This window comes from Pseudomonas agarici (assembly GCF_001543125.1).
GTDB lineage: Bacteria > Pseudomonadota > Gammaproteobacteria > Pseudomonadales > Pseudomonadaceae > Aquipseudomonas > Aquipseudomonas agarici.
This window is the reverse complement of record NZ_CP014135.1, coordinates 1,171,125-1,183,646: the sequence shown is the minus strand read 5'-3', so window position 1 is coordinate 1,183,646 and position 12,522 is coordinate 1,171,125. Positions and strand designations below refer to the sequence as shown.

Annotated in this window: 9 protein-coding genes and 1 CRISPR repeat array; all 9 genes read right to left on the bottom strand. The window is 58.8% G+C overall.

Annotated features, from left to right (window positions below):
- Positions 1-28 precede the first annotated feature (28 nt).
- On the bottom strand, positions 29-691 hold the full coding sequence (locus AWM79_RS05220; protein ID WP_017131939.1) for a DUF799 domain-containing protein: 663 nt from the start codon (positions 689-691) through the stop codon (positions 29-31).
- Positions 688-1,059, bottom strand: coding sequence for a DUF4810 domain-containing protein (locus tag AWM79_RS05215; RefSeq protein ID WP_017131940.1), 372 nt, complete (start codon positions 1,057-1,059; stop codon positions 688-690). Before AWM79_RS05215 ends, AWM79_RS05220 begins: the two co-directional genes overlap by 4 nt.
- 30 nt (positions 1,060-1,089) lie before the next feature.
- Positions 1,090-1,767, bottom strand: coding sequence for a CsgG/HfaB family protein (locus AWM79_RS05210; RefSeq protein WP_086009301.1), 678 nt, complete (start codon positions 1,765-1,767; stop codon positions 1,090-1,092).
- Between the two features lie 466 nt (positions 1,768-2,233).
- Positions 2,234-3,584: a CRISPR direct-repeat array (repeat unit 28 nt; unit sequence TTTCTGAGCTGCCTATACGGCAGTGAAC).
- Between the two features lie 130 nt (positions 3,585-3,714).
- On the bottom strand, positions 3,715-4,278 hold the full coding sequence (gene cas6f / locus AWM79_RS05205) for a type I-F CRISPR-associated endoribonuclease Cas6/Csy4 (RefSeq protein WP_060782319.1): 564 nt from the start codon (positions 4,276-4,278) through the stop codon (positions 3,715-3,717).
- A gap of 3 nt (positions 4,279-4,281) precedes the next feature.
- Positions 4,282-5,307, bottom strand: a complete 1,026-nt coding sequence (gene csy3 / locus AWM79_RS05200; protein WP_060782318.1) for a type I-F CRISPR-associated protein Csy3 — start codon at positions 5,305-5,307, stop codon at positions 4,282-4,284.
- Positions 5,308-5,340: 33 nt separating this feature from the next.
- A complete protein-coding gene (gene csy2 / locus AWM79_RS05195; protein ID WP_060782317.1) occupies positions 5,341-6,324 on the bottom strand; it encodes a type I-F CRISPR-associated protein Csy2 in 984 nt (327 codons plus the stop codon).
- Positions 6,317-7,681 (bottom strand): type I-F CRISPR-associated protein Csy1, encoded by a 1,365-nt coding sequence (gene csy1, locus AWM79_RS05190; RefSeq protein ID WP_156430078.1) that lies wholly within the window; start codon positions 7,679-7,681, stop codon positions 6,317-6,319. The genes csy2 and csy1 overlap by 8 nt, the downstream gene beginning before the upstream one ends.
- Before the next feature lie 84 nt (positions 7,682-7,765).
- Positions 7,766-11,176 carry a type I-F CRISPR-associated helicase Cas3f gene (gene cas3f, locus AWM79_RS05185; protein WP_060782315.1) on the bottom strand — a complete coding sequence of 1,137 codons (3,411 nt, stop codon included), beginning with the start codon at positions 11,174-11,176 and terminating at the stop codon, positions 7,766-7,768.
- Positions 11,173-12,150: a type I-F CRISPR-associated endonuclease Cas1f gene (cas1f, locus tag AWM79_RS05180; protein ID WP_060782314.1), complete on the bottom strand. Its 978-nt coding sequence runs from the start codon at positions 12,148-12,150 to the stop codon at positions 11,173-11,175. Before cas1f ends, cas3f begins: the two co-directional genes overlap by 4 nt.
- Positions 12,151-12,522 lie beyond the last annotated feature (372 nt).

Genomic DNA, 12,522 nt, shown 5'->3' with positions numbered 1-12,522 from the left:
GCGGCAACGGCTACGCCGTTCAGGACCATCAATCAGAACCGTACTTCGGCGAACGCGGCCCATAAAGCAGCCCCGTGTTTTGCCCCACGGACAACAGGCGCCGGCTGGCCAGACCGGCAATCGGATGCCCGGCGTCGGTGGAGCTGTTGATGATCTGCTTGACCGCCGCCGTGATCAGCATACCCACCAGACCGCCCTGGTTATTGTTATTGCCCTCCTCGCTCGACGCCGTCGCGCTGCCGGTCCACAAGGTGGTGCCGGACTTGAGGTCGACCAGCTTGGCATTGGCGGTCACGATGGTATTACTGCTGAGCACCATGTACTTGGTGCCGTACTGGGTCACGGTGATATACATCGCCGCGTCCGCGCCGAAGATCTCATGCAGCTTTGCCGGTGAGGTATTGTGGATATCGGCGGCGGCGCTCAAACCGTTCTGCTTGAAGGTTTCGTCCACCAGCGTCACGGGCATCACATAGTAACCGGCCTCGGCCAGCGGGAACGTTACCTGGGACAGCAGACTGTATGAGCCTTTGATATCCGGCGACTCGTTCAACGGCGGCAATACCAGGATTGTCCGTGGACGCGCTTGCTTGTAGGCGGAATAATCGAGGCTCTTGATCGGCTTGGCACAGCCAGTCAACAGGCTCACCATGAGCAACCCGGTCACGACAGCCAAAAGACGCAGGTTCATGGCTTGCTGCCCTTTTGCGCGTTACTCAACAGAAAATCCATATAGGCGGCCGATTCGGGGAACAGCGCCTTCTCGGTCTGTAACTGCTGCACCATCTGATCGTCCTGGCCCAGGCTGCCATACAGCATGCCCATATGAGCGTGATAACCTGGCGGCGCGGCGCGATTAGTGGCCTTCATTTTCTCCAGATCCGCTTCCAGCACCACGAGCTGCGCTTCCTTGGATTCGCCCTTGAAGTACTGGTAAACCTGAGGCTCATAGCCTTCCCACTGATACAGCGTCTTGGGTTGTTGAACACATCCGACCAACACCGCACCGCTTGCAACGACAACCGCGACGGATCGCAGCAACTTGAATAGATGACTCATTACGGCTGAAGCTCCCTGTTATCGAATGAATTAACGCTGGCCTGGTTTCCAGGCACCGCTGTCGATGGCGTCGACCATCTTGTTCACCGCTTCGCGCATGGCCAGGTCCAGAACCTTGCCATTGAGGGTGGAGTCATAACTGGCGGTGCCGCCGAAGCCGACGATCTCGCGATTCGACAGCGCATACTCACCGGCGCCTTGGGTGGAATACACCACTTCGGAGGTCACGATATTGACGATATTCAGCGCGACCTTGGCATAGGCCACCTGAGTCTTGGCGCGCCCGAGGATGCCAAACAACTGCTGGTCGCCGGTTTCCTTGCGACCGAACTCGGTGACATCGCCGGTGACCACATAGTCCGCGCCCTTGAGCTTTTGCGCCTGGGCCTTGATGTTCGCTTCCTGCTGGATTTCCGCCATGTTGTCGCGGTCCAGCACGCTAAAGCGATTGGTCTGCTGCAGGTGAGTGATCAGAATGGTCTTGGCCTGGCTACCGAGACGGTCGACCCCATCGGAAAAGATCCCGCGCATGTAGCTGGAGCGGTTATCGAACTTGCCGACGGCAATCGGGGTACGCACGCCGGCAAACGGCCGATTGACGCTTTCAACCTGCTGCACCGGTAACGCCCGGGAAGTTTCTTGGGTGGTACAACCGACGATGGATATCAGCAAGGCCGTGGCCATCCCTGACACCATTATCTGCGACATCTTTTTCACGCAGCACACTCCTGGAGGATCGAACTTAAAAAAATTGCGAAACGGCTTGATTGCTTGACCTATCGGCGACCGGACCTGCCCGCGCGGACACAGCCAGCTTCCCGGCGCGAATTCATTGCGGGGGTCGATGCGTTATTGCCCGAGCGGTTGCGAACGCTCCGGGTATTTAAAGGTGGTTTTTCGAAGGGGGGTAACACAGCGCGGCAACGCCGCGAGGAACCTCATCCCGAGGGTGACAACCCGCATGTACATTCCTAGATACAATTAATATTATTTTGATATCACCATCATAAAGTGCTGGCATTTAGGCGTCAAGAAAACGCGGAACTGTTTGTGATCGCCACATCGTTGTGTTTATCGGTTTGCTGACGGCGGTTGGGTGGGTCTTGAGCGAATGGCGGGAAGCTGCCTGTACGGCAGAGGACTGTGGGGTAGCTTCACCACCCCGCGCACCCGATTTCTGAGCTGCCTATACGGCAGTGAACGGTCAGCGCGGTCGTGCCGGCTCAACCATCACTTTCTGAGCTGCCTATACGGCAGTGAACAGGCTCATGCCAGACAAATCGCGCTTCGTTTCTTTCTGAGCTGCCTATACGGCAGTGAACGTGAAGGCGTGCGCTTCAATCTCGCGATCCCATTTCTGAGCTGCCTATACGGCAGTGAACGTCCTGAAGTTGTTTTGATCGCTGAGCCCGACTTTCTGAGCTGCCTATACGGCAGTGAACCGTCCACCCTTCTTGCCCTTCTTGCCTTTCTTTTTCTGAGCTGCCTATACGGCAGTGAACCTTGAGTTGAACGTTTTTCTTGTTCATGGCCTTTTCTGAGCTGCCTATACGGCAGTGAACCCTTCCAGGCGACGATGACGAGCCGTCGGCCATTTCTGAGCTGCCTATACGGCAATGAACTTGGTCAGAGCCTTGACCGACTGAGCGGTGAATTTCTGAGCTGCCTATACGGCAGTGAACTCGAGTCCGTAGGGATGTCCGGAGCCGACGGAATTTCTGAGCTGCCTATACGGCAGTGAACATGGATGAGATCCAGGGCGAGTTTGAGGTGAATTTCTGAGCTGCCTATACGGCAGTGAACTCAGTCGTGACCACAGCGTCCTGCGTGTACTCCTTTCTGAGCTGCCTATACGGCAGTGAACGGTTTGGCAGGAGTATCTCAAGCCAGTGCAAATTTCTGAGCTGCCTATACGGCAGTGAACATGCCACATGACTATCTCGCCTGCGGCCTTCGCTTTCTGAGCTGCCTATACGGCAGTGAACCATGAGCTTCATCGACTTGGCTGCGGCGTTCATTTCTGAGCTGCCTATACGGCAGTGAACCCCAGTGCTTCAATAATGTCGATGCTCTCGGCTTTCTGAGCTGCCTATACGGCAGTGAACGCAACCGGAATGGGCAGCGAAGTCCGCCGTATTTTCTGAGCTGCCTATACGGCAGTGAACGATCTGTGGGGGCAAATGTGGTTCGTCGACAATTTCTGAGCTGCCTATACGGCAGTGAACCGAGACGCCCTGCAACAGCTCTTGAACGTGGTTTTCTGAGCTGCCTATACGGCAGTGAACGTATTGACCGCCGTGCGCAAAGTAGGCGATGCTTTCTGAGCTGCCTATACGGCAGTGAACGTAGGGCGTCAGCGTTTGGCGCCCCGCCTGAATTTCTGAGCTGCCTATACGGCAGTGAACCAACAGTTGCGCATCCCACTGGACACCACCAATTTCTGAGCTGCCTATACGGCAGTGAACGTCGGCATTCATGAAGAAGCCGGCGACGTTGATTTCTGAGCTGCCTATACGGCAGTGAACTAGACACTTTTCTCGGTAAAGCTTTGTCTACAAAGCTAAATACACCCCAAATCCGTCCCACACCCTCTTTTCTGACCCCTTCGTAAGTTATTGATTTTACGAAGGGGCGTATCTCTCTCAAAAAAGAGGGTCAGAACCAGGGGATGGTCGCGGTGCTGCTCAGTCCGTAGCCGCTGAAGGTCCCTGCCTGCGAGGTTTCGAGTAGCGGTCCATGCCGGATAAACAGCGGAAACACCTGCCCGCTGCCTTTGCTACGCACGTTGGCGAAAGGCAACTGGCTGCGTTTGGCGGCACTGTCCGGGATTCGCTCGCGAGCTTGCGCTTCGCTGATACCGTGGCGCTTGATCAGACGGCGGCGGGTACGCTCTGGATTACTGTCCACCTGCACGCGGCTGACAAGTCGGTAACACACCTGCGTCGGCACGGCTGCCAATTCACTGAATTGCACATGATCGCGCATACCGGTCAACCAGTTCAGGGCCATTAACTGGGTCAGCGCCTGCCGATTACCGTGCAAGCGCAAGCAACTGCCCAAATGATGCCGCGCAGTCTCGATATCGGGAAAGCTGATCCCCACGTCGTCGCGCCGCAGGTCATGCAGGCCCCGGTGCAGTTTGGACATCAGCGCGCTCATCAACTGCGTGGCCGCGAACTCCGAATCGGGCAGCAGCTTCAGGTCGATGTAGTGGTCCATGGCTCAACCCGCCTCACCGAAGACACCACCGCGAATCAGTGTCGCAATCACAAAGTGCTGTTGCTCGGGCGATGGCGCGTTGTCCTTGAGCACCCAACCATCGAGCAGCGTGTAGAAATCGTCCTTGGTGCTGCGTGGCTGGCGATAGGCTTTGCCCTGTGTGGTCACCGAACCGTAGGGTTCCACGGCAATCGGGCCATTGATGTCCGCTTCGTGGTACCAGGTGTCGATGCTACGAATGGCATTGCCGATTTTCTGCGAGTGCAGACCCGCCACTTGGTTGACATGGTAGAGGGTCTTGCTCTTGTCGCCCCGATCCAGAATCAATTCCTGGGACGGAAAGACTTCCTGGCCGGCGCCCATGCGCACATAGGCCGTCACGCCCAGTAGCACATGTCGGTTGCCCGCCAGACCACTGGCGATCAGTTGGGTCAATTCAGCCAGGGGGCCGGCATTTTCAGCGTTGCTGTCGAAGTTGCGCAGGGACAGCGCCAGTCCATCGAAACGCCAACGGGTCGCCGCCTGACCGTCGACCAGATGCGCCACCTCCACCTGCACCTGTTCGGCGCCAATCCGATTGCGCCAGAGGAAGCGACCGTTGGCCAGGTTATGGGCGTAGCGCCGCGCCAACTCAGTGAAACCGTGGCTGTCGACGTAGCCCTTGACGGTGTCGAGCAGCTTCTGCCGATAGTCGGCGTCGTTGCATGCCGAAGGCTGCCCGGTGCCGGCAAGCACCCGCAGGGTGAAGCTGACGCGCAAGGTGTCGGCGTCGTGCGGCAAGGTGGCCACGTCAACGGTCTGGAGGTTGGGATTCTGCATCTGCGCGTCCAACTTCGAAGGGTCCAGGTCTTTGCTCTTCATGCGATTGGAAATGGTCCCGCGCACGGATTTCTCGCGGACCGTCACCGCCGTCCAATGGTCGCGCGACTGCCAGTCGCCGGCATGGAACAACGCATCGGAAGGATCGAGCTTGCGTTCGAACGCGAGCACCGAGGCGGTCTTGAGAGCATCTTTAGTGTCTTTTGCCATGATCAAATACCTTTTAGGACAATAGGCTAAGGGTTAGCTGAAGTCTTCGATGGGGGTCGAGCGGTAATCGTTGCGGCAGCGATAGCGCCCTTCAGCGGGCGCTGAGTCGGCGTACCACAGCAGTTGTTCAGCGCCGTGCAAACGATGCGGGCTGATCCATTCGCCGATGCTGTAGAGGCTTTCGACGAAACGGAAGGGTGTGTGCCTGTCACGAGAATGAAGCACCGAGCCCGGATCTTGCAGCTCACCCAATGCGCCATAGCCCACCGGGATAGGGACGATCCAGCCCAAGCCTTCGCGGTCGCTGGCCCACTGGGTCTTGTCTGGCGACTCCCCTGGCGTGCATGTCCAGTTGATCCGTGACAGCGACAGCCAGGCTTGCAGTTTCGACGACTCAGGATCGAGCACTCGCTGCTCCCGATGCCGCTGCTCCAACAAATCGGTGCGGTCCACCAGGACAAAGCCCGGTAGCAGACGAAGCTTGATCTGGTTGAACAGGCCCTCGCGCTCATCCTCATCGGTCATGGAGACGATGTAGGGGCGTTGTTTGTGCGGCGGTACGGGCGAGGGAATCACGCTGCCCCCGGCGATGCGCATCCGGGAGAGAATGTCGCGGACCTGATGGGCCATGCTTGCCGCCTCATCCTGGCTGGCGGCGTCCAAGGCGGCGCTCTGGAGGCCAAAGATCAGGCTGATACCGAGATGAATACGCCCCTCCTCGACAATCGCCGCCGTGCCGCCGTCGCGGTTGATTGGATTGCGGGTCAGGCGCAGGGCATGCACGAATCCGCCCGTGGTGATTTGCTCTTCATGGCGATGAGCGACCACGGCGGTGGCATTGAACTGTAGGTCCAGTCCGGCTTCGCGCACCTTGCGCTCCAGCGCCCACATCAATCCCAGAAAGGCCGTGATCGCCGGAAAGCCATGGGTCAGCGGGCTGGACAGCGCGTTGGCGTTCTGTACCTGGAGATGGGGAATGACCAGCAGGTGGTCAAAATGCGGGCATGCATCAGCCATGGGGAACCTCCTGCTGACGGTCCATGAGGGTCACGGTGGGTTTGAAGGGCATGGGGGATTGCGCTTCGATAATCGCTTGCTTGGCCCAATGGGTTTGCTCGACATCGCCGACCGGCAAATTGCGTTCCCGCAAAACGGCGTTGAGCCAGTTACCGAAACGTTTGGCCACCTCATCAGGCCAGTCATTCCGGGCGAATGCGGCGACAAAGGCCTGGTCTTCTTCGAGATGATCGTCGCGCCAAGGCAAGCCAATCCGCTCCGGGTCCAGCCACAATTGCTCGCATAGCGGCAGTTTGCAGTCGGGATCGCGGCTCCAACCCGGCTCGAACAGCTCGCGACTGAATAAGCCAAAGGCCGCCAGGGAGTGGGTGATGTCTTGTTCGATCTGCTTGCGTTGGTCGCGGGTTTCCTTGATTCGCTCCGGATCGCTTTCCAGTAATGTGCAGAGCGCCTGGAGCTGTTCTCTCACACCGGCAAAGTGGCGGAACCGCTCCAGTGCGGATTCGATTCGCAAAAACCTGCGCGGACGGTCCTGGTCCCAGATCGGCGGCAGCGATGCCAGGAGATAATTCACCCCGCCCCGGTCGCTGTTGAGCTGGCTGATATTTTGCGGTTTGGTGCCGCCCAGCTTGCGCAGCACCAGTAGGCGATAGTCCCGATACACCCCGTCGCAGGGTTCTCTCTTGCGCCAGGCTTGACGGGCGAGCTTGTTGGTTTCGCCGAAGCGCGCCGACTGAATATCCTGGTGCACGGCATGGGCCAGGCTGCTGGCGGACAAGGGTTGCAGTAGATGAAAGCCGCCGTCATCGGTCGGGTCGCCGTCCACGCTCCAATACACCTGTTTGGCCAGAGCATGGGAGGTCAGGTTGCCGGGTGGACGGATCAAACTTTTGAATGCTGTTGCCCACTCCAGGGCCGTGGCCTCATCGTTGTGCAGCGCCGCCAGGAGATCTGCGTCATTGAGCAGGAACCAATCGAGCAGGCGTTTACCGTCGACTTCTCGTTTGAGGAACTTATAGACGTCCAGCGCGGCGGCATTACCCACGATATCATCGGCATACAGTTCGCCCAGCACATGGCTGCCAATCTCGGGATGTTGCGGCAATGAATCAGGGGAAATATGCAGACTGCTGCCACGGGCGTCGGGATGAGTGGCCTTGAGCACATGAGTGACCGCCTGAATCTGCGTCACCCGGCGCGCCGCGTCGGCCAGCCAGGTGCCGTAATCATACTTGGCGGCTTGTGCGCCATCGCTATCGGCGTCCTTAAGCTTGGCTTCTTTGCGCTCGTCGATAAAGGTGGCAATAGCACTGCGAAAGCGTGTGATGCGGGATATCTGATCTGATGTTTCATCCATGTGCATACCTATTAATTGAATCGGCGTGGCGAATGCCAAGTCCTTGAGCTGCGCTTCATTCTTTGATCCAAAGACCCTCCTCTTTCAGGATGTTTTGTACCGGCCAAACCCCAGTACCGGGTGATACCGCCAACCATTTACATTCTCGTACACACTGACAACCGTGAATTTCTCGGCACAGACTCTCAGCGGCAGGTTTTGCGCTTCGACTTGCTCGTTCAGCAGCGCCAGCAAATCGTGCCGTCCCCAAGGCGTGATACGCGGGCCGAGTCGGCTGTCGAGGTCGATCAGCGTCAGTGAACCTTGAGCCGTGGTGTAGATGGCGGGTGTGTCCCGCCTGGCCGCTTCATGAATACGGTGCAGCCGCAATTCTTCCTCGTCGTCATCGGGCAGAAAAACCAGCTCGACTTCCTCGGCCGTGTTGGCGCGAAACGGTTGCTGCTGAGGCAAGACCCAGGTCAGTGCCGCTTGCGGAAATTGCCAGGCACAGGCCGCATCCAGTCGCTGCTCGGTGGGCTTGACGCCACGGGCTACGGGCTGACGATTGTCGCGAAGCTTGGGCAACATCTGCGCGGCGAGTCGCGCATGCTCCAGATCGACCAGGCTCTGCTTGGGTTGCCAGTCCGATGCTGGGCGCGGCTGTATGCGAGGTCGGGCCGTCACTGTCCGATACTCATCCTCTTTGAGCAACGCACCGAGACGATGGCAGCTCAAGCGAAAAGGGTCACTCGCTTTACCGCCAGTACTTTCAAATCCAGGTTTGATAAATGCCGCGGCCTTTTGACCCTGGTGGTCCAACGGGCTTTTCAGATGCCGCAGGTTGGTGTCGAAAATAAGGATATTCGGCGCCTCACAGACTCGCTGGCGATGCCGTTGCACCCGCCCCGCCAATTGGATCAGCGAACGCATCGACGACGGCTCGACAATTGCCCAATCGTAGTCGTGATCGCGGCCCACTTCGGTCACCGGCGAACCCAGCACCACGAATAAATGGTTGCGCTCCGGGTGTTCATCGATAGCCCGGCGAATGTCCGGCAGCTCGTACACAGCCTCCGCGACACGGCGATTCAGGGCACGGTCCAGTTGGGCTTCAATGGCCGAACGTATCAATAGCGGAAAACGCGAGTGATACACGCACAAGTGGATGCGTTGGTCGCTGTCGGCGCCCGCCTGAAACGACGCTTGGGCCACCTCGAACAACGGCTCGATATTGGCCATGCGCACCAGGCCAAAACTGATGCGTTTACCGCTCACCGGGCAAGTCTCGCTGTGCCGCTCGTGGGCCGTGCGCATTGCCTCGCGCACTTGCGTGGCAAACTCGCGGTGAATGGTCGTACTGTCCTGGCTCGTGATGTTCAACGGCAGCAGCTCGCCCCAACGGCGCACCGGCTGTTGATCGAGGGCCGTTACCCGTGCCCCGACGAACTGCTGGTGTTGCTCGATAAACTGCTGGGCCTCACGACAGGTCGCTACCTGAGTGGTGAACTCGTCAACCCACAGACAGGCAATATCGGGTTCAGCCTCCCGCGTACCGGGCACACCGCGATTACGCCGATAGTGCGCTCGCCCCGCCCGGTAGGCCTGGAACATACCTTCCAACAACGCGGGAGGCAGAGTGGCCGATGACAACAGCACTCGCGTGCCGAGCAAGCCGGCCCAATGCACCAAGCGCGTCAGCGCGGGTAGATCGTCCAAATCGAAATCGTCCAGCTCATCGAGTACCAGATCACTGCTGAGCAGACGCAGCATCGGCGCGATTTGCCGACCGGAGCGCTGCGCTTCGGTGGCCGGCATCAGGTGATCGATGGTGCAAACCAGCAGCGGCGCGGCCAGCAACGAACGGATGTCCGGGTTATCCATGGCCTTGGCGAGCAGGCCGTGATCGGCCATCTGGCCCTCATAGAGGACATGGCTGTCCTCATCGATCAAGGCCTGGCTGGAGGCCGAGCCAGTGGCTTCAGCCCGAGCCTGATGGAACTCGAAGAGCCTGCGGCTGGCCGCGCCGCCGACACGGATGGCCAGTTCATCGTCCTTGAGGTGCAAGTCCCGACGATAGCTGGCGCCAGTCTGCTGAGTCAGCGTGCGCAGGCCCAAGGCAAAGGTGCAACGCATGCCGTGCTGTGGGTCGGCCAGTGCGTACATGATGCGCGCATTGGCCAAGGTCTTGCCGCAGCCGGTCGAGGCCATGTTGACGATAAAAGCGCCCTGCTCCCACGCCTGCGCGCGCAATCCGGCAGCGGCGTCGGCAGCCTTGTCCTGCCAACGGAAATGCTCGACCTTGCCGCGCTTGCGCAGGCCGCGATGATTGGCCAAGCGCGGTAGATGTCGCGCAAAATCGGGCAAACCATGGACGATGGTGGCCGTGAAACGAGCGACACCCAGCAAGTGTTCGTCCAGTGTTTGCTTGAGCGTCCCATCCTTGTCGGTATTGGCGTAAATCCGATAATCGCGCTCGCCCTGGACACGCTCTTTCGATTTAGCCGGCAACGCCGAATAGTGGTGATCGGCCAACATCAGGCTCATACGCGCCAAGTGCATGACATAGGGGTTGGATAACCACTCACCCTTGCCCGCCTTGGCGCACAGAGCCAATAAATGTGTCGCGACCTTAGCGGCCTGGGCGCGCCATTTAGGCAGACTGACCGGTAAGGCGCCGGCGACGTGCCAATAAGGGCCGATCTCGGCTTCGCTAGCCGGGCACTTGATCTCGTTCCAATCGTGATTCACGCCATCCAACAGGTTGTCGAGCCGTTGTGGGTTGAAGCTTTTGGAGCGGCTACCCAACCGCAGTTGATGCCCCTCGACAGGGTCATGCACCGGCAACACCGGCAGGCGGTGGTGAGTGACTACCAACCAGGCAATCGCGGCGGCCAAGGGCGGTAACTGGCGAAACGGCGGTGACGCCTGCTCATCAAGGCCGTCACGTCGATAACGCTCAGCGGCCAGCCAACTCGCATCGTCCTGCTCACTGGGCTGAATCAGGCGGCGCAGCCATAGCGCGTCAGTGTCCTGACCGACAAAGGCGAGAAACAAACGCAAGGACACCCACTCATGGCGATAGAGGTTCTTCTCCCGCACGGGCTTTTTCAGGCGCGCCTGGAACGCCACGCTGGCCTTGCCCAGATCGTGCAGCAAAGCAGCCATTTGAGCGAGAAGCCGGATGTCTTCGGCGGTGTGCCAATCGTTTTCATCGTCTTTGCGCAGTACGTTGCGCCGAGTGGTATTGGTGGGGACCGCGCCTTGTTCGTTGAAGCGAGTGGCGTCACCGACGATCCACAACAACTCGCTATGGTCGAGCCCCCGAATCCAATGGCACGCCACGGCGGTGTTGCGCCGGGCCGTCTTCTTCAGCAACTGGCGCAGAGTGTCCAGGCCGGCTTGGGTAATAGGCGTTTGCCAGGTGCGCTCACCGCGCCGCTCGGCGAATTGATCCAGGATGCGTCGGCTTTCGACCAAGGCCCGTTTATCGCACTGGCAGATCAGCAGGATATTCAAACCAGCGCCGTCCCCAACTGTTCGGCAATCTCCTTGAGGCTGTCGATCATGAAATCCAGGGCTTCGCTACGGGTCAGGTTTTCGATGCAGGCCTGACGAAACGCCTGTTCATCGTCCCCACGCATGCCACTGATAAAGGCTTGCGGCAGGATCAGGCCATCCTTCACCAGATCCGCCACGTCGAACACCAGGCCGCCGCGCCGTGTCTTGCCATGCAACACTGCCAATCCATGGGGCAATCCCAGCACCCAAGTGGCCGTCGCGGCCAGACCATAGGCGAGGTAATTACCGTGGTCGAGAAAATTGTTGGCCGGGTCGCCACCGCTACCGCGCTTGGCCCGCGTGAAATCGCCGTAGTTGGTGGCGGTGGCCGCGAGCTTGAACAGGCGCTTGGTCAGGCGCGCTTCTTCGGTGAGCAGGAACGCGTGGTCGGGTGCAGCGTTCAAGGTCGCCAGCGATTGCGACAGGGCACCGGATAACTGCGACGGATCGACCTGAAAACCGGCCTTGCTGAATGCCGGGTGTTTGCACCATTGCTGCTGGATAAACGCTAGGCGCAGCCGCTGAAAAGCTTTCGCTGCCTCAAGACGCCGCTCCTCATCGAACCAGAACGAGACCCAGCGTTGCAGGTATTCAGTGGGGCGGTATTCACTTTGTGGCGAGAACCAAGCCACCTCGATATCGATCTCGTTGGCGCTGAATAGCGGCGTGCCCCCTCCTCCGCAAAAGCCAACCAGAACACCAGCCCTGGCCAGCTCACGCATCGCCGCCTGGGTCACCGAGGTTCCGGTGCCCAACAAGACGGTCGTGGTGTTGGCAATGGGGATGTTCCAGTAGAGCGACTGCTTGCCGGCGTCGGTCACATATTCGACCCGACCGCCGTTGACCAATACCCGACAGTGCTGCAGGTAGTAGATATTGGCGCGTTTAGAATGAAGGATCGTCTTGAGATCCGAAGAACGAATATCTTCCATGAGCCTACCACTGATTATATTTTTGTTCTTTGAGCAAGGTTATAACTGAAAAGATGGCAGAGTGCCAACTCATCGGTGTCGACCCGGGTTAACGGTGACTGTTCTGCACGCAGTGCGTTAGACAAACGAAGATTTGTGTAACGTCATCCCGCCTCAAAACACTGATTGACCGCTATAGGGCTGCCTATGCGGCAGTGAACAGTTATTACCAGTCATTATTTAATCTCCAGCATTTCTGAGCTGCCTATGCGGCAGTGAACGGCTGCGTATAGCTGCTTTCCTCGCGCAGATATTTCTGAGCTGCCTATGCGGCAGTGAACAGAGCCGGGCCTTCTGGTGTTGCTGGATTTATTTTCTGAGCTGCCTATGCGG